At 43.3% G+C, this 19,044-nt stretch carries 15 protein-coding genes; 7 read left to right on the forward strand and 8 right to left on the reverse strand.

Annotated features, from left to right (window positions below):
• Positions 1 to 139 precede the first annotated feature (139 nt).
• Positions 140 to 1,687, forward strand: a complete 1,548-nt coding sequence (locus tag AC3CKG_RS11100) for a SulP family inorganic anion transporter (RefSeq protein ID WP_017107291.1) — start codon at positions 140 to 142, stop codon at positions 1,685 to 1,687.
• Positions 1,688 to 1,795: 108 nt separating this feature from the next.
• On the opposite strand, the gene AC3CKG_RS11105 is transcribed toward AC3CKG_RS11100, so the two are convergent.
• Positions 1,796 to 2,245, reverse strand: a complete 450-nt coding sequence (locus tag AC3CKG_RS11105; RefSeq protein ID WP_017111093.1) for a low molecular weight protein-tyrosine-phosphatase — start codon at positions 2,243 to 2,245, stop codon at positions 1,796 to 1,798.
• A gap of 84 nt (positions 2,246 to 2,329) precedes the next feature.
• Between AC3CKG_RS11105 and cobO the strand changes: the two genes are divergently transcribed.
• A complete protein-coding gene (gene cobO / locus AC3CKG_RS11110) occupies positions 2,330 to 2,935 on the forward strand; it encodes a cob(I)yrinic acid a,c-diamide adenosyltransferase (RefSeq protein ID WP_029224603.1) in 606 nt (201 codons plus the stop codon).
• Between the two features lie 234 nt (positions 2,936 to 3,169).
• Here cobO and AC3CKG_RS11115 read toward each other — a convergent pair whose 3' ends face one another.
• From AC3CKG_RS11115 to apbC, 3 genes are all read right to left on the reverse strand, one after another.
• Positions 3,170 to 5,296: an AsmA family protein gene (locus AC3CKG_RS11115; protein WP_488528360.1), complete on the reverse strand. Its 2,127-nt coding sequence runs from the start codon at positions 5,294 to 5,296 to the stop codon at positions 3,170 to 3,172.
• Positions 5,297 to 5,402: 106 nt separating this feature from the next.
• A complete protein-coding gene (gene udk / locus AC3CKG_RS11120) occupies positions 5,403 to 6,044 on the reverse strand; it encodes a uridine kinase (RefSeq protein ID WP_004734002.1) in 642 nt (213 codons plus the stop codon).
• Positions 6,045 to 6,302: 258 nt separating this feature from the next.
• Complete coding sequence (apbC, locus tag AC3CKG_RS11125; protein ID WP_099165360.1) at positions 6,303 to 7,379, reverse strand: iron-sulfur cluster carrier protein ApbC; 1,077 nt, start codon at positions 7,377 to 7,379, stop codon at positions 6,303 to 6,305.
• 158 nt (positions 7,380 to 7,537) lie between these two features.
• On the opposite strand from apbC, the gene metG reads away from it, so the two are divergent.
• Positions 7,538 to 9,598, forward strand: coding sequence for a methionine--tRNA ligase (gene metG / locus AC3CKG_RS11130; protein WP_017111097.1), 2,061 nt, complete (start codon positions 7,538 to 7,540; stop codon positions 9,596 to 9,598).
• A 188-nt stretch (positions 9,599 to 9,786) separates the two neighbouring features.
• The gene (locus tag AC3CKG_RS11135) at positions 9,787 to 10,266 is read left to right on the forward strand and encodes a YehS family protein (RefSeq protein ID WP_017107299.1); all 480 of its coding nucleotides are present in this window, start codon (positions 9,787 to 9,789) and stop codon (positions 10,264 to 10,266) included.
• 138 nt (positions 10,267 to 10,404) lie between these two features.
• Here the strand turns inward: AC3CKG_RS11135 and fadR are convergent, their stop codons facing one another.
• On the reverse strand, positions 10,405 to 11,244 hold the full coding sequence (fadR, locus tag AC3CKG_RS11140; protein ID WP_017111098.1) for a fatty acid metabolism transcriptional regulator FadR: 840 nt from the start codon (positions 11,242 to 11,244) through the stop codon (positions 10,405 to 10,407).
• Positions 11,245 to 11,884: 640 nt separating this feature from the next.
• Between fadR and nhaB the strand changes: the two genes are divergently transcribed.
• Positions 11,885 to 13,477 (forward strand): Na(+)/H(+) antiporter NhaB, encoded by a 1,593-nt coding sequence (nhaB, locus tag AC3CKG_RS11145; protein WP_017107301.1) that lies wholly within the window; start codon positions 11,885 to 11,887, stop codon positions 13,475 to 13,477.
• A 131-nt stretch (positions 13,478 to 13,608) separates the two neighbouring features.
• Positions 13,609 to 14,133: a disulfide bond formation protein DsbB gene (dsbB, locus tag AC3CKG_RS11150; protein ID WP_102308687.1), complete on the forward strand. Its 525-nt coding sequence runs from the start codon at positions 13,609 to 13,611 to the stop codon at positions 14,131 to 14,133.
• 125 nt (positions 14,134 to 14,258) lie between these two features.
• Here the strand turns inward: dsbB and AC3CKG_RS11155 are convergent, their stop codons facing one another.
• Positions 14,259 to 14,879 carry a YecA/YgfB family protein gene (locus AC3CKG_RS11155; protein WP_488528361.1) on the reverse strand — a complete coding sequence of 207 codons (621 nt, stop codon included), beginning with the start codon at positions 14,877 to 14,879 and terminating at the stop codon, positions 14,259 to 14,261.
• 182 nt (positions 14,880 to 15,061) lie between these two features.
• Here AC3CKG_RS11155 and dusC point away from each other — a divergent pair, with 182 nt between their 5' ends.
• The gene (dusC, locus tag AC3CKG_RS11160) at positions 15,062 to 16,018 is read left to right on the forward strand and encodes a tRNA dihydrouridine(16) synthase DusC (protein ID WP_017107304.1); all 957 of its coding nucleotides are present in this window, start codon (positions 15,062 to 15,064) and stop codon (positions 16,016 to 16,018) included.
• A 67-nt stretch (positions 16,019 to 16,085) separates the two neighbouring features.
• Here the strand turns inward: dusC and AC3CKG_RS11165 are convergent, their stop codons facing one another.
• Positions 16,086 to 17,552, reverse strand: a complete 1,467-nt coding sequence (locus AC3CKG_RS11165) for a GGDEF domain-containing protein (RefSeq protein WP_102266330.1) — start codon at positions 17,550 to 17,552, stop codon at positions 16,086 to 16,088.
• Between the two features lie 276 nt (positions 17,553 to 17,828).
• Entirely contained in the window at positions 17,829 to 18,794 is a 966-nt protein-coding gene (locus tag AC3CKG_RS11170; RefSeq protein ID WP_488529247.1) for an ABC transporter substrate binding protein, read from the reverse strand.
• Between the last annotated feature and the right edge of the window lie 250 nt (positions 18,795 to 19,044).

The raw sequence follows: 19,044 nt of genomic DNA on the forward strand, positions 1-19,044 counted from the left end.
CTTGAACTTAATCACATTTTTGGGTAGCATTCGCGCACTTATATTTTCGACACTTAGCTATTGCCGCTCTTTTTCATCACTGTTTGGCTACGCAATACACTCGTGTCGGTAAACCCATTTTAAGCATAGCTGAGCAAACATGTTCGAATTCCCACAATTTTCAAAGCACTCTGTAAAAAATGATGTGCTTTCAGGTCTTACAGTAGCCTTAGCTCTGGTACCTGAAGCCGTAGCATTCGCCTTTGTTGCAGGCGTTGACCCAATGGTTGGTCTTTACGCAGCATTCATCGTAGGTTTAATCACTTCTGTCTTCGGCGGTCGTCCAGGTATGATTTCTGGTGCAACTGGCGCAATGGCTGTAGTAATGGTGAGCCTAGTAGCAACCCACGGCGTTCAATACCTCTTTGCGGCAGTTATGCTGGCTGGCCTTCTGCAAATTGCAGCGGGTGTATTCAAGCTAGGTAAATTTATCCGTATCGTTCCGCACCCAGTAATGATTGGTTTCGTGAACGGCTTAGCGATTGTTATCTTCTTAGCACAACTTGGACAATTTAAAGCACCAGACGTAACCGGTGCACTAACTTGGCTACCAAGCGGTCAAATGACACTGATGTTAGGCCTAGTTGCACTAACAATGGGTATCATCCACTTCCTGCCTAAACTAACAACAGCAGTACCATCTTCTCTGGTTGCTATTGTTACGGTAACGGCTTTGGTTGTAGGCCTTGATCTTGAAACTCGTACTGTTGTTGATTTCCTACGCACTATGTCTGGTGATGAAGCAGCGACACTTGCAGGCTCTCTACCAACGTTCTCTATTCCGGCTGTTCCGGTTTCTTTCGAGACGCTACAAATCATTCTGCCATACGCAATTATCCTTGCGGCTATCGGTTTGATTGAATCTCTACTGACACTAACGGTACTAGACGAAATGACAAACACTCGTGGTCAATCTAACCGTGAATGTGTGGGGCAAGGTATGGCTAACGTAACGTGTTCAGTATTTGGCGCGATGGGTGGTTGTGCGATGATCGGTCAATCGATGATCAACGTAAACTCAGGTGGTCGTGGTCGTCTTTCAGGTATCGTAGCTGCAGTTGCACTACTGATGTTCATCCTGTTCGGCTCTGCGCTTATCGAAATGATTCCTCTAGCTGCGCTAGTGGGTGTTATGTTTATGGTTGTTATCGGTACGTTTGAATGGGCAACCTTCAAACTGGCTCGTCGCGTTCCTAAGCAAGACTTCTTCGTTATCGTTCTTGTAACTGTAGTTACAGTACTAACAGACCTTGCGGTAGCAGTTGGTGTGGGTGTTGTAGCTTCTGCACTAATGTTTGCATGGCAACATGCTAAGCACATCTACGCAGACACATCAGTAAACGCTGAAGGCTCAAAAGAGTACAAAGTTAACGGTCCAATCTTCTTTGGTTCAACCGCTAACTTCCTTGAGTTGTTTGACTCATACAACGATCCACAAGATGTTATCGTTGATTTTGCAAACTCACGCGTTACTGACCACTCAGCAATTGAAGCAATCGACACGATTGCCGATCGTTACGCTGCTCTGGGTAAAACACTTCACCTTCGTCACCTAAGCCAAGACTGTGTTGCTATGCTACATAAAGCGGGTAGCTTAGTTGAAGCGAACGTTGCAGAAGACCCAATCTACAAAGTAATGTCTAAGTAATTTTAGCCATCGCTTACCGTTAGATTTGGAAAGGCCGACATTGAATGTCGGCCTTTTTTATACCTGTCGTTTATATCTATTGCGGAAACACAGAACATAGATTCGGCATTAAATAGATCGCAATATCGCTTCACTAGACTCTTCAATTAAGTCCAATACCAACTCAAAACCATTCCCTTCGCCATAATAAGGATCCGGTATCTCTTGATATTGTGACTCTCCAAAGCTCAGGAATAGCGCAAGCTTGTATTGGAGGTGAGCCGGACACTGGCTCATTAAATCATCCAAATTTGCCTTATCAGCCGCGAGTATTAGGTCAAACTCTTCAAAGTCATTCATCACGACTTTGCGTGACGTAATGCCTTTGAAACTGTAACCACGTTTCTCACCTGCTGACTTTGAACGAGAGTCTGGTGGGTTGCCTTGATGGAAACCAATCGTCCCTGCAGAATCTATAACAACATCCACTTCTAGCTGATTAGCCTTCTTCCTTAATACCGCTTCACCTGTTGGCGAGCGACAAATATTACCCATGCAAACAACGAGTATCTTCTTCATTCGTAATCACCTGTTCTTCCGATGGTTTTTGCTATGGTTAAGTTAGGCTATGATAGGTGCAATCACAACTTAAAAGGATTTGTTATGTCGACTGAAGACAACAAAGAGCAACGCCATAAAGCAAGGCAACAGAAAGTAAAAGAACAAGTCGATGCACGTGTCGCAGCCGCGCAAGAAGTGAAAGGCCTGTTATTGGTTATCACTGGTAACGGTAAAGGTAAATCAACATCTGGATTTGGCACCATCACTCGTGCCGTTGGTCATGGTAAGAAATGTGCGGTCGCTCAGTTTGTGAAAGGAACTTGGGATAACGGCGAAAAAAACGTTCTCCAAAAACTGGATGTTGAATTCCAAGTCATGGGAACTGGCTTTACATGGGAAACCCAAGACAAAACAAAAGATATTGAAGCCGCACAACGTATCTGGAAAGAATGTCAGCGTATGCTGGCTGATGAGTCCATTGACGTGATTTTGTTTGATGAGCTGACTTATATGGTGAGTTACGGCTACATCGAGCTAGATGAGGTGGTAGAGGCTCTCAACAACCGCCCGAAAATGCAATCTGTGATCATTACCGGTCGTGGTGCGCACCGCACTCTGACAGAAATGGCGGACACAGTATCTGAAGTTCGTAACGTGAAGCACGCTTTCGAATCCGGTGTTAAAGCACTGCAAGGTGTCGACTGGTAATCACGTTCAACTAGAGATCCCCGACTCGGTCATTCTTCCCTCTCGAGGATGACGACTCTTCAGTGTTACTCCCCTAAATAAAGGACGAGCACCGATCGTCATTCCCTAGAACGAGGAACGAGTCTCATAGGGAATATCTTTGCTTACTAAGCCCGGATAATAATCAGCTCCCAAACAAAAGCGCCATTCCTACAGTAGGAATGGCGCTTCTTTTATAAGCGAGTCAGGTAAAGATTAGTTAAAGAAACCTTTCAACAAACCATCAACCGCTTCTTTAGTCTTCTCGTCTTTGATCTTGTCCGTTAGCTTATTCACGCCACGGTCGATCTCTTTCTGTGCTTTTTGTTTCAGCACATCATCAAAAACAAGCGCAAATTTCGGATCAGCCCACTGGCCTGTCACCTTAATAGGTATCGTCACATCTTTCAGATCATCGATGTTCTTACCACCCTGACCTTCTAATGAACCAACAATTGACGTTCTTACTAAGAAGTCGACGGTTTCATTAATGAAGTTTGCTTTGCCTTGGCCAGTAACACGTAGCAGTGGCGACTGTGCCGATAAGTCGTTAGTTGAAACCCAACCCTTATCAACTTTCAGTGTCGCTTTCATTGCGCTGAAGTCAGTCTTTTGAGCCTCATCTTTGCTTTCGACTTTTTCGCCTTTGATCTTAGCGTAGTTTTCTCGAATCAATTGAGCAACGTTGATACCGTTCACCGCGCCATCTTCGAAGTTAATCGCTATGGTTCCAACTAGGTTCTTCTTAATTCCAGTTGGCGTCAGGCTCTTACCCTTAACGTTAACATCGATATTACCGGTACCTTCAAGCATGTCGTTGTTTGCAACATCAACCAGCAGTGGTTGAACCTTCACGCCTTTGATTTTCTTCTTAGCCGTGTAAGTCGCCGGAGTTTTACGAGCGTCTAACTTCGCAGTAGCAGAAATAGAACCTTGGTAAAGATTCGATGTGAATGAGGTTAGCTCTGCGATACCACGGTTTACCGAGAATGCTGCTTTAACGTTCTGCATTTTCGCATTGCTCGCCTTGAACTTATCAATCGTGATGTCACCTTTCACGTCGAGCGTTTTCAATGCCGAAAGATCCGGTTCTACTTCTTTCGCTGGAGCCGAGCTATCAGCACTTGAAGTTGAGCCACCAGCTGAACCAGAAGGAGCCGTGCTTGCCGTTTCTGTTGCGTTACCTAAACCTAAGAACTCATCTAAATCGATGTTCGGGCTATGAAGAGAAAAACGAACCTTTGGTATTTCAGATAACGTTACGTCGGCTTTACCATCTAACGCGATAGAGTTAGCTTGCAGCTTCTCTAACACAAAGCTCAAGTGGCTCTTAGTTAGATCAAAGCTTAGGTCAGACAACATATCCACTTTCATTGGTGATTGAGGAAGCGTGTCGCCTTTGAATGTTGAGTCTAACGTTAGCTTGTTCAATGTTACTTTTGAAATCGCGCTATCGACTGTTAGCTCACCACCACCTTTAAGGTCAAGGTCAAGACCAGCAGCTTTACCAATCACAGCGTAAGTCAGTTGGTTAACCTTATCGAACTCAAACGTATTCAAGCCAATTTTCGCTGACTCGATCGACGTTGCTGGATCACTGAACTTCGCATTAAGGTCAATATTTCGTAACGCGTAGCTTGCGAAGCCTTCCGCTAATTTGAATTCAGCACTGCCGTTTGCAGAGAACTTCTGTTGGTTGTTTTCACCAGAAGCGGCAAACGTCGCAGTTGTCCATGTATCAACAGCAAACTCAGAAAGATTCAAAGACACATCGTATAGCTTAGTGAATGAACCCGCTTGCTTGTCGTCCATCTCAAACAATGCATTTGAAACAGTTACGCCTGCAAGGTTGATCGTCCAACCAGATGCTTCAGTTGCGCTTTGTTCTTGAGATGCAGGTGCAGATTCAGCATTTGCATCTGCAGCAGGTTCAGACTCTTGAGACGCTGACGCTTGTGTTAGTGCATCAATGTTCTTGCGACCATCTTTAAGCGTTTCTAAATAGAATTCTGCACCGTCTAGAGTGATGTTGCCAATCTCTAGTTGGTTGCTAAATAGCGGAGTAACCGAAACATCAACACCAACGGTATCAACCTTAAACAGGTTTGGTTGGGTGAATCCTTCAGGGTTACGTAATTCAGTTTGACCAAGTTCAAAGCCAATAGATGGGAAGAATTGCCAGCTGATATCGCCCTCGATCACGAGCTCTAGGCCTGTGTGTTTTTGGGCTTGTTCGACAATTAATGGCTTAAATTGGTTAGGGTTCACTAACAGCACTAGTGCCAGAATTGCTGCAACGACAACAAACACTGGTACAGCTATGAAAATGAGTAGTTTCTTCATCCGCATATTCCTTGCTTAGATTCCAAAAGAAAGTGGCACTATAAAAGTGCCACTGATTCGGTAAAAAATAAAGCTAAGTGAGTCACTTAGGCAAAATTTTATTCGATTAAGACTTCAACAACTTCGCAATGTGCGCTTTTAGCACGTCAATCGCAATACGGTTTTTACCACCACGAGGAACGATGATGTCTGCATGTTGTTTTGAAGGCTCGATAAACTGCATGAACATTGGACGTACTGTTTCTTGATATTGCTTAAGTACCGTGTCCATTGTACGACCACGCTCTTCTACATCACGCTTAACACGGCGTAGTAGACAGATGTCTAACGGTGTATCCATAAACACGCTTGCGTGCATTAGTTTACGAAGACGCGGGTCTGTTAGAAGCAGAATACCTTCTAAAATGATCACTTTCTTAGGTGTAAGTGTAGTCGTTTCAGAAGTACGTGTGTGCTCTGTATAGCTGTATTCAGGAACTTCTACCGCATTGCCACTCATTAGCTGCTGTAGGTGTTCACATAATAGATCATGATCCAGTGCATTTGGGTGATCGTAGTTAGTTTTAACACGCTCTTCCATACTCAAGTGGCTTTGGTCGCTGTAGTAGCAATCTTCCGTGATAACACCAATTTGATGGTCGCCTACTTTCTCGCGCAACTCATTATAAATTGTACTAGCAATCAGACTTTTTCCTGATGCTGAAGCGCCAGCGATACCTACGATGACACATTGATTATTATCAGACATTAATTTTGCACCCGATATGGTTTGGTGGTGGGAAGAGATAAACCGCCTGATTATAGGGGCTAAACAATATAGATTCTAGTCGCCATTCTTGCTAATTACAGTCAAATTGATGTTATCTATACATTAAATGAATATAATCGTTTGCTTTCGAATCACTAGCGTACAACTATTTGCACAAACCCAATGACTATCCAGCCAAATCCAAAAGCTATTTATCTCACCCAAATATAATTTATACGGCTTTAAGGCTGATCTACTCTAATCAACCATAGAAAAGTTAATCGCTTCCGGTCTTGCTTTTCCCGTCCAGAACATTTTCGCAGCCACATTTTCAGCTAATTCAAGGTAGTGACGAGTGTGTTCGCTGTCCGGACGACGTATAACGGTTGGGCAGCCCGCATCGATGTCTTCTCGTACATCAATATGCAGTGGAATCTGCGCCAAAATATCAAGGAAGAACTCTTCCGACATAGCTTCCGCGCCACCAGCTCCGAAGATATGCTCTTTCTCGCCACAGTGACTACAGATATGGTAACTCATGTTTTCCACTAAGCCTGCAACTGGCACGCTCACTTTATCGAACATCGCCACGCCTTTACGTGCATCGGCTAAAGCCAAATCTTGAGGTGTCGTCACGACTACCGCGCCCGTTACTGGGATCTGCTGTGAAAGCGTTAGCTGAATATCACCCGTACCCGGTGGCATGTCGATAACAAGGTAATCCAGTTCTGGCCATACGGTTTCATTCACGAGCTGACCTAATGCTTTAGCCGCCATTGGACCACGCCAGATTGCCGCATCATCTTTTGATACAAGATAACCGATAGAATGAGTAAAAATGCCATGAGCTTCGATTGGCATCATCCATTTGTTATTCTGTACTTCTGGTTTTGCGTCTAGTTGACCAAGCATCATAGGCACAGACGGACCATAGATATCCGCATCCAACAAGCCTACTTTTGAACCTGACTTAGATAACGCAAGCGCCAGGTTTACTGAAGTTGTGGATTTACCCACCCCACCCTTTGCCGACGTCACGGCGATAATGTTCTTAACGCCCTTCAAAGGTGTCGCGACGGTTGTTTCTAACGCAGATGGCTTCACCTTCACTTCAAATTGGAAAGCACTCACAAGCTTTTGCTCAATCTGAGAGTTGATCCATTGTTCCAGTTCAACCGCGAGCTGATTGGCAGCAAAAGGCAAGGTAATAACAAATGATCCACGCGGATCAACCGATACAATATTTTGGTGTAGCGCCCACTCTGGTATGAGGATTGGTGACTCGAACTCATTCAACCATGAACAGAAATCTTGCTTAGAAGTAAAGTTACGCATTGGGGCTCCTTTTTTTATTTATGCTATCACCCACGAGATGAAGACTGAACCCCTAAAAAACTAGGGGAATCCTTTGTCTGATACCTTGGCGTATCACACGTTATAAAGTAGTATTACCTCTCAAAATTTATACCTATCAAAAAAGCGAATTATTAAGTATGGCAACTGATCCAAGACAACTTTTGGTAACTTGTGCGCTTCCGTACGCTAACGGCTCTATTCACCTTGGCCATATGCTTGAGCATATCCAAGCTGATATCTGGGTTCGATACCAGCGTCTACGTGGCAACACTGTAAACTTCATCTGTGCTGACGATGCTCACGGCACGCCAATTATGCTTAAAGCTCAACAGATGGGTATCACACCAGAAGAGATGATCGCTGCTGTTAGTGAAGAGCATCAAAAAGACTTCGCTGGCTTTGATATCAGCTTTGATAACTACCACAGCACACATAGTGAAGAGAACCGTGAACTGGCTTCTCACATCTATCTAGAACTTAAAAAGAACGGCTTCATTTCTAGCCGTACTATTTCTCAGCTTTTCGATCCTGAGAAAGAGATGTTCCTACCAGACCGCTTCGTAAAAGGTACTTGCCCTAAGTGTAAGTCAGAAGACCAGTATGGTGATAACTGTGATAACTGTGGTGAGACATACAGCCCAACTGAGCTAATTAACCCTAAATCAGCGGTTTCTGGCGCAACTCCAGTAATGAAAGATTCTGAGCACTTCTTCTTCGACCTACCTCAGTTCGAAAGCATGCTTAAAGAGTGGACTCGTTCTGGCTCTCTACAGAATGAAACTGCAAACAAAATGCAGGAGTGGTTTGAGTCTGGCCTGCAACAGTGGGATATCTCACGTGATGCGCCTTACTTCGGCTTCGAAATCCCAGGCGAAAAAGACAAGTTCTTCTACGTGTGGCTAGATGCGCCAGTTGGCTACATGGCTTCTTTCAAGAACCTATGTGACAAGCGTGACGATCTAAACTTCGACGAATACTGGAAGAAAGATAGCACAACTGAGCTTTACCACTTCATCGGTAAAGACATTGTTTACTTCCACTCTCTATTCTGGCCTGCAATGCTAGAAGGTTCTGGTTTCCGCAAGCCAAACAACGTATTCGTACACGGCTACGTAACCGTGAACGGCGCTAAGATGTCTAAGTCGAAAGGGACATTCATCAAAGCAAGCACGTACCTAAACCACCTAGATCCTGAGTGTCTACGTTACTACTACGCTGCTAAACTAAACAGCCGTATCGATGATTTAGACCTTAACCTTGAAGACTTCACTCAACGTGTAAACGCTGACGTAGTAAACAAGATTGTTAACTTGGCTTCTCGTAACGCAGGCTTCATCACTAAGCGTTTCGAAGGCAAGCTTTCTGCTGAATTTGCCGAACCAGAGCTTTACAACGAATTCGTAGCAGCGGCTGAGCGTATCGGTCAACTGTACGAAACTCGTGAGTTTAGCCGCGCTATTCGTGAAGTAACGGCACTCGCTGACAAAGCTAACCAATACATAGACGAAAAAGCACCTTGGGTTCTTGCAAAAGAAGAAGGTAAAGAGAAAGAGCTTCAAGAAGTTTCTTCTGTAGGTATTAACCTATTCCGCGTACTCATGGCTTACCTGAAACCCGTAATGCCAGAGCTAGCCGCTCGCACTGAAGCTTTCTTAAACGAAGAGCTAACGTGGGAAGCGATTGCTACTCCGCTAACTGATCACGAAATCACTAAGTTCAAGGCGTTGTTTAGCCGTATTGATCCGAAGAAAGTAGAAGCAATGATCGAGTCTTCTAAAGAAGATGCAGCCGCTGAAGCGGCTGCAAAAGAAAAAGCAGAAGCGGAAAAAGAGCAAGCAAGCCAAACTGAACTAGACAAAGAGCCAATCGCAGATGAGATTGAGTTCGATGCCTTTGCAGCAGTCGATATGCGTATTGCTCGTATCATCTCTTGCGAAGAAGTACCAAAAGCGAACAAACTACTGAAGTTCCAATTGGACATCGGTGGTGAGACTCGCCAAGTATTCTCTGGTATCAAGTCAGCGTACAAACCTGAAGAGCTAGAAGGCAAGCTAACGGTAATGGTAGCAAACCTTAAACCTCGTAAGATGAAGTTTGGTATGTCTGAAGGCATGATCCTAGCTGCTGGCCCTGGTGGCAGTGACTTGTGGATCCTTGAACCACACGAAGGTGCTCAACCAGGTATGCGCGTAATGTAATGCCGGTTTAGCCACTTAAAGATCCCCATAACAGCCATGTTATGGGGATTTTTTATATCTATGGAAAATAAGCGTTCTCTGTTAGAGTCGCCCTCAACTATGCTATGTAGAGTAAAATGTGCTTTATCAAATCCAATATATTTGATTGGAGCCATATTCACTCCCAGATACCTTTTTAGGACTACCCTGTGACTAACAATGAAATCTTGCGTCGTATTCAACACGCACTAAACCTTAAAAATGCACAAATCATCAAAGCTATTGAACAAGCTGACGTTACCGTTGCTCACGATAAAGTGATTAACTGGCTGAAAGAAGATAACGACAAGTCATGCGCAACGATGAAAGACAAAGAGTTAGCGGTATTCCTAAATGGTTTCATCAACCTGAAGCGTGGCAAGAAAGAAGGTGAGCAGCCAAAACCTGAAGTTGCACTAACGAACAATATGATTTTCATGAAGCTGCGCATCGCACTAAACATGAAAGCTGAAGATGTACTTGATGTACTAGAAGTTGTTGGTGTGAGCTTGAGTAAATACGAGATCGGTGCTTACTTCCGCAAGCCAGAAAATAAGAACTACAAAGTGTGTGAAGACCAATTACTTTGTGATTACTTAAATGGTGTTCAGTTTACTAACCGCCCAGACTCAGAAGAGTTTGCAGGGTAAGTTACTGCCTATTGATAAGTTTTCACCAACTATCGATAAATAAAAAGCGGCGAGATAATTTGATTATCTCGCCGCTTTTTTGTTTTCTTTACGTCGTTTACTTAACAAGCAAACTTAACAGTACTTTGATGAAAAGACTTAGCTGTCATCTTCAGTAAAGTTTGTTGGCAACGTTGTTTTCATCTCGTTCCAAATCTGTGCGCTGGCGATACCGTAGTTACGAATCACAAGTGGCAGGTTTTCACGCTCACCACTTTCACAAATAACAAACAAGTCTTTGTAGAATTCCATGGCTAAACGACGAGCTTCCGGATTAGAGAAGTAGTAGCTGCCAACACGGTCGTACAATTTACGAACGCCGTTGAAGATCAGACCATAAATTTGGTTACCTGAATGGAATGCTAAACGTTGGAAAAGCATGTAATCGTAGAAGTTAAACGTTTTAGCAACTAAGATCGTTTGACGCTTCGCTTCATCTTTTTCTACGTCTTCTTTCACTGACTGTTTGATCTTGTCTGCATACGGAGAAGACTCTAGGAATTCATCCCATGTCGGTGCCGCAAGTAAGGCTTCACAAGATTCAATCACGTTAGTAATCGTACGCTCAGACGCTTCTTTATTTGCTTTGAATGCATAACGCATAAAGATAGGACTGATATTGGTACGTGCAGCAAGCAAGTCTTCTACCATTTTACTTGCGTTATCAACATCCAACGTCATTAACGTATCAAGAATATGAAGACCTGAGGTTTCCATAAACTGGTTAACTTTTGTTGGCTTACCGTGTTGGATCGTTAACCAACCATCACGAGCAAGACGTTGTAGTACTTCACGAAGCGTAGTACGTGTAACACCAATCAGTTCAGAAAGCTCACGCTCTGCGGGCAAGATAGAACCTGGAGGGAAACGGCCATTCCAAATACTTTCAATGATATACTTTTCTGCAAATCCTGCCGGGCTCTTCGCCTTAATGACCATCTACACTTCAATCCAATTTAATTATTATGTTCTAATTTACTCATCATACCACTAGTCTTACCTAGCTGAAATACCCCCAAAAACTTTACTCACCCAAATATAACAATAGAGCTAAAGCTCTAAAGTTAAGCACACGTTTACACTTAGAGTTTGGAAAGCAAGTGACTATAAATCACCATTACAACAACTTATTAACACAACAAAAACTGTTAAAAATCAATGGCATTGGTCATATTTACAAGGTAATTAAAATGCAATATTAAGTTGTAATAATCACACATAAACCGTCTTTATTATGTTGATTTCAATCATTTCGCTGAAATATTGATTCTAGTCGGTTTTTATCACATTTTAAGTGGTATGCTTGCGCTACTTTGATCGCGTTTCTCAACAAAAAAGAGGTATTTTTAGTGCTACAGGGCTTTTCCTGTTGACTAAATGTTATCTAAGAGTAGAGTTGCGCTCAAAAATAAGCAGTGCTTGAGTTTCTAAGGGAGTGACTTGGCAAGACCACAGAACATTACATGGAATGTAGTTTTTCTAAGTCACTGTTAGTTATAGTTTTTAATCAATTTTATAGCTCGATTCTCAAAATGTTGTATTGCTTGTCTATTCATAATCAACATAAAAGAGTATTAACATGCCGATGTCTCTCGGAAACGCTTTTATCAAGAACTTCCTTGGTAAAGCTCCTGATTGGTATAAACTTGCCATCATTTCCTTTTTAATCATCAACCCGTTTGTTTTTTTCCTAGTTGACCCATTTGTTGCGGGCTGGCTGTTGGTGGTTGAGTTTATTTTCACTCTAGCTATGGCTCTCAAATGCTACCCTCTTCAACCGGGTGGTCTATTAGCTATTCAAGCAGTCGCCATTGGCATGACCAAACCAGAAATGGTTTATCACGAGCTGCAAGCAAACCTTCCTGTATTACTCTTGCTCGTATTCATGGTTGCTGGCATTTATTTCATGAAAGAACTGCTTTTGTTCATTTTCACGAAGATCTTGCTTGGCATCCAATCTAAAATCTTACTCTCTGTTGCTTTCTGTGTTGCTGCTGCTTTCTTATCAGCATTCCTAGACGCACTAACAGTAATCGCCGTAGTTATTAGCGTTGCGGTCGGCTTCTACTCTATTTATCACAAGGTTGCATCAGGCAAAGGTACAACGTCTGCGCACGATCATACGCATGATGAAGAGATCTCTGAGCTAACTCGTGATGACTTAGAAAACTACCGTGCTTTCCTACGTTCATTGCTTATGCACGCCGGTGTTGGTACAGCACTGGGTGGTGTAATGACCATGGTAGGTGAACCACAAAACTTGGTAATTGCTAAACAAGCAGGTTGGGAGTTCGGTGAATTTATCATCCGTATGCTGCCTGTAACGCTGCCTGTTTTCTTCTGCGGTATTATCACTTGTGCACTTGTCGAGAAATTCAAAGTATTTGGCTACGGTGCAGAACTGCCAAATAACGTTCGCCAAATCTTAGTTGAATTTGACAACAAAGAACGCGCAAACCGTACAAAACAAGACGTAGCAAAACTATGGGTTCAGAGTGCAATCGCTGTTTGGCTTATTGTTGGCCTTGCGCTTCACGTCGCTGAAGTCGGTTTGATTGGCCTTTCAGTTATCATCTTAGCAACAGCATTTACTGGTGTAATTGAAGAGCACTCGATGGGTAAAGCCTTTGAAGAAGCGCTACCATTTACTGCCCTTCTTGCTGTCTTTTTCGCAGTCGTTGCTGTAATCATCGACCAGGGACTATTTAAGCCAGTGATCGACGCCGTACTTCACGTTGAAGATAAAGGCGCACAGCTCGCACTCTTCTACGTAGCCAACGGTATCTTATCGATGGTTTCAGATAACGTGTTCGTAGGTACGGTTTACATCAACGAAGTGAAAACTGCACTGGTTGAAGGCATCATCACTCGTGACCAATTTGACCTACTTGCTGTTGCTATCAACACAGGTACTAACCTACCTTCTGTTGCTACGCCAAACGGCCAAGCTGCATTCCTATTCTTATTAACATCGGCACTTGCCCCGTTAATTCGACTGTCTTACGGCCGCATGGTTATCATGGCTTTGCCATACACTATCGTACTGGCTCTTGTTGGCCTTGCTGGTATCGTGTTCTTTGTTGAACCGATGACAGCCTGGTTCTACGATGCAGGTTGGATCATTCAGCGCACTGGTGAAGTCATTGCTCCAGTGGTTTCTGGTGGTCACTAATCTGATTTTGTGTTGCGAAACACAATAAGTGTATCTAACTAATCAAAAATATTAGTTGATTAGGAAACTTATCCAAGATAAAAAGCTCTGAGTATTCAGAGCTTTTTTATTTTATAGACGGGATTAAATTCGTGAACTTTTTTGCAATGCTCAAAGACTTCTCTAAGGGACGTTTATCTTGGCTTTTACTGCTGGCTTTCATACTATTTTTTGAAGCGTGTGCCCTTTTCTTCCAGCACGTAATGATGCTTGGCCCTTGCGTGATGTGTATCTATGAGCGCGTTGCCATGCTTGCTATCGGTATCGCGGCAATGATTGGTGCTATTGCACCAAATAACCCGATATCACGTTGGCTAGGCCTTGCTGGTTGGGGATTTGGCGCGTACAAGGGTTTGACGCTGGCTTTAGAGCACGTCGATTACCAGTTCAACCCGTCTCCTTTTGCAACCTGTGACTTATTCGTGACCTTCCCTAGTTGGGCGCCACTAAACAAATGGGTTCCGTGGATGTTTGAAGCTTACGGAGACTGCAGCAAGGTTGTGTGGCAGTTCTTAGAACTTTCTATGCCTCAATGGCTAGTGATTATCTTCGCGGGTAACTTGGTTGCTTTCGGCTTTGTTGTTGTGTCTCAATTCGTTAAATCAAAGAATGACTAACAATTAGCTCATCATGTTCAGAAACGAAAAAGTCGACCAACAGGTCGACTTTTTTATTGCTTAAGCTTTTATCACTTAAAGAGAATCTGATGATCATTAAAGCTTAATCTATCAACAAGTCTCGATTAGCTGTTCTTACCGCAACATTGCTTGAATTTCTTGCCACTTTCACACGGACATAAGTCGTTTCGACCAATGTCTTTAAATGGGTTCACGCTTTGTGACTTATTACCCAACATGGCTTCATCTGCCGCAAGAGCCACTTCAGAAATCATCAAATCAATCTGACCAACCAAGTCAACAAGCGATGGCGGATTCTGAAGGCCAGCAGCGACCATTTGTTGTTGGGTTTGTTCTTCATCGATCGCCAGCATCAATGTAGTTAGCAGTGCTTGTAGCATACGCAGCGTACCATCCGCTACGGTCACACTTTGCCACTGCTCTTCAATCGTAGGCCAAACCATCATAAAGCCTTCCGCGAAATCAGCGAATTGCTCGTTAAAGTCACCTTCCGCAAACACATCGGCTAGTAAGTATTCACTACGCTGAATCAGGTTGTGCTGACGGTTAATTTGTTCCGTCACGATTGTTACCAGCTCTTTGCCCGCTTCAGGCACAACGATAGCCAGCCATTCTTCTGGATCTAATGGCTTAGTCGCTAGATTAGACGCAAGGATAGCACCTTCAATAAACTGCGGTGTAATGTCTGTAACTTGTTCTGGTAGGCTTAATAATTGATATGTCATGAAAGCTCGAGTGTTTTAAATCATTTTGTCCATTATAGCGTTATCAAACCCAGCATGTCGCCACTAACCGCTCAAGTAAACATGACAACAGGAGCCCCACTCTCGTAGTGACAATCCTGTGAGCAAGCCGTACAATCACGCCTCTTAATTTTCGGTCCACTCAGTTTCGGTAAAAAAACAGCATGCGAGTAATACTTGGCCCTATGGAGGGCGTTCTTGATCATCTAATGCGCGAAATTCTTACAGAGATTAATGACTATGATCTCTGTGTCACTGAATTCGTGCGTATCGTTGATCAACTTCTTCCCCCGCATGTTTTCCACCGTATTTGCCCTGAATTACATCAAGGCTCTCAAACCATGGCAGGTGTACCTATTCACCTCCAACTTCTTGGACAGCACCCAAATTGGATGGCTGAGAATGCCTTCCAAGCGGCCAGCTTAGGCGCTAAAGGCATCGATATTAACTTTGGGTGCCCTGCGAAAGCGGTGAATAAAAGCAATGGTGGAGCGTCGCTGCTAAAAGAGCCAGAGCTCATCTATCAAGTGGTGAAAGCTTGCCGTGAAGCGGTCCCTGCGCACATCCCCGTGTCTGCAAAAATTCGATTAGGTTGGGAACACCCTGAAGAATGTTTTGAAATTGTCGACGCGATCGAGCAAGCAAAAGCTGACGAACTTACCGTGCATGCGCGAACCAAAGTTGGCGGCTACAAAGCTAGCGAAATCAAATGGGATTACATCAACCAAATAAGAGAGAAGACCTCTCTGCCGTTGATTGCGAATGGGGAAATTTGGAACTATCAAGATGGCCAAGATTGTATTGAGGCAACGGGCGTCGATTCATTAATGGTCTGCCGCGGCGCTTTTAATATTCCAAACCTTGGTAATGTCGTTAAGCACAACCACCAGAAAATGCCGTGGGATAGAGTGATCGCACTTTTACTGCGCTATTCAGAGTTTCAAATTAAAGGGGATAAAGGCATGTACTACCCCAATAGAGTGAAACAATGGTTTGTCTATTTAAGTAAAGGCTACCCTGAAGCGAACGAACTGTTTAAAGAAATTCGTACTTTCAAGAAAGCGCCGCCTATCGTAGAGCGCCTACAACGCTATCAAGAAGAGCATTTCCACTCAGCTTAATATGTCTTAGCAAGGGAGAGTCATCAGCCCCTCTCCTCCTTTAAAGCGCAAGATCTCAGTAACATGGTTAAAACTCGATTCGGTCTTTACCGGTCGTCTTAGCCACGTACAGTTTTTCATCGGCGTACTTAAATATCTCTTCAAAGTTGAGTTTGCTTTGCTCCGTTTCAACAATGCACACGCCGCCAGATACCGTGAAGCCATTAGGGATGATATCCTCAGATTTAGAGCAAACCGCGCTTTTTACACGCTGCAATGTTCTGATTAATGTTTCTCGATCATCCCCTTTCAGATAGACAACGAACTCTTCACCACCAAATCTCGCTGCAACATCACTACTTCGAATGCTATTACTTATCTGGCGCGACATATAACGGATGACATCGTCGCCTTTATCGTGGCCGAAGGTGTCATTAATCAACTTGAAATCATCGATATCAAATACAGTTAAGGCGAACAGTTGATCATGCTCTACGCTGCGCCAAAACGCTTCTAAACCGCGCCGATTCAATAGTCCTGTCATTGGATCTTTAGCAGCAAGATCTTTGAAATAACCGCGTTCAATATTGGAATTAACGTAAAAAAAGATGGTTACAGAGAATAGATACACAATGATAGCGACAATAAGGCTGTCTTTTTCATAAACGAAAAAGTGTCGAGCCTCATCAACCAAATTCAATTCGTAGTACATAGCATGATGAGATGCTACGCCCTCTAGCTCAATTTTATGATAGAAAGCCGCGGAATCTCTTGGGCTAGTTAAGGTAGTATCAATAATATCGATTCGACCGGCTAAGTGTTCATTAGCAATAGCAAGTAGTTTTCCAGCATCAATATCAACCGATAACATCCCTTGATGTTCGCCTTTATGAAAGACAGGGATCGTCATGCTGATCATACGGTCAAGGGAATCAAACCGATATGCAGGACCAGATAAAGTCAACAGATCAGGGTTGTTGGCAGTTTTTTGCCAATATGGACGGCTTTTGATGGTCGAAAGTAATTCCTTTCCTAACCCTTTGGCAAAATCTTCCGGTGACGAAATAACGTACCCACGTTTATCAATAAAGTGGACACCATCGTGGTATTCATCAAGTTGCGAGAGAAATGAGAGAATAGGTGCTAGAGCTATTTTCTCCGAAGCACTTTTATAGGTACTACTTGTTTCTGTACATAAAGACTCTTCACCGACCAGCATGTAGTCAATATCAACAGAAGGGATATCGGTAGTTTTGCCTTCGGCAAGAAGCAGGCTATCAATTGGCCAAATTTGGCAAAGGCCATCAACCACCTGTTTGTTGTGGTCAAGGAAAAGAGGGTTACCTGATTTGTAGTAGTTTGAGAAACTATAATCTAGCGCGGTAACGATCTTAGTCGTTCGTTTAAAAACTTCTTCGATACGTTGAAATTCATTGCTGATGTCTTTCTCTACCGAGTCAAAATGGTTCTTTGCAATCAAGCTAAGTAACATCGCTGCGATCACAGCAGGGAAACCAAAAACAAAGGTAAGGCTAAAGTGCCTGTTAACTTTCATATCATGTGCTCTTAGCGCTTAGCTATTTTCATTTACCCCATTAATATTATGACATTAATTGCCAACTCTCTCGATGTAAAATAATGTAAATTCATATTAACAGCATAGCTTACGGCCAAATAACCCATTCGAAGTGAACAAAATAACCACTTATAAAAGAACAAATTAGAGAAATAACACCATTATGTTGAGTTAATTTACTAATTTCTATCAACTGTTTTAATACTGTTAACAAGATTATTTATATGCAACCTATGTTCATCATTCTAGTTATTACTAACGGCTAACAATCGCACGATCGATCACAGACTGAGGAAGGGTTACGCCCAGTTCACGAGCCGCATCCAAATTGATGACAAGCTGTGAGCTCTTCGCTGTTTTCACATTCAACTTTCCGGGCTTTTGTCCCTCAAGTATTGCCGCTACATAATCAGCAGTTTGAACACCTACGTCATAATAATCTAGGCCTAAACCTGCAATGGCGCCCTTCCCTACATAAGAGGTTGCCCCTGCGACAACGGGAGTACCCGATTGATTTGCTGCTTGGATTAGATCTTCAATACCACTTGCTACTGTGTTGTCGGTCAGCGCGTAGATAACATCTGATTTTTTAGCGACAGATTCAGCTTTTGATTCCACATCATCGATAGTCAGTGCTGTCGCAGTATAAAGTTTGAATCCATTCGCTCGGGCCGACTTTTTCAATAGCTTAATCAGTGCAACCGCGTTAGCTTCTGCAGGGTTGTAGACAACACCAATTGAACTCGCTTTAGGGAGCAGTTCTTTAATCAACGAAACGTGTTGCGACACAGGAGAGAGGTCAGAAAGGCCGGTCACGTTTTTTCCAGGGTTATTGAGTTGTTTGACAAGCCTTGCACCAATCGGATCGGTCACCGCAGTAAATACGATCGGAATAGATCGAGTTGCGGAAACCAATGCTTGTGAGGTAGGTGTGGCTATACCAACTAATACGTGAGGATTTTCGCTAGCCAACTCTCTTGCTATTTTTGCCGCTTGAGCTGGGCTACCATCGGCCATCTCATAGGAAAACTCTAGATTTTTGCCGGGTTCATACCCTTTCGCTCTTAACCCTTCAAGAAGCCCCAAACGTGTCGCGTTCAGATCAGGATGGTCTACAACTTGTGAGACCGAGACTTTGGCGATATTTGCCATCGCGCTGCCAGTCCATAGCAACAAAAAACAGCTGAAACCAGCCGTTAAAACTCTTCTTACAGAACCCATTAATATTCCCTTCATCAAGCTCTCGTTGTTATTGCTCGATCTAAAGAGACAACATCAAATCCACTATTGATATTTTTACCAGTAACCATTGATAAGTTGAAGTGATATTTAACAAAAACACAACAAGGCTCGAAATATGTGAGGAAAGGTAAGTTTACTTGAGTTATTAGGTAAGCAATGGAGTGAATAACGAGAGATAGGTGATATGAATAATGAAGTTCAAACGGAACGAGTCTGAGAACAAGCCAAT

The organism is Vibrio sp. QJM3NY_15, assembly GCF_057785995.1.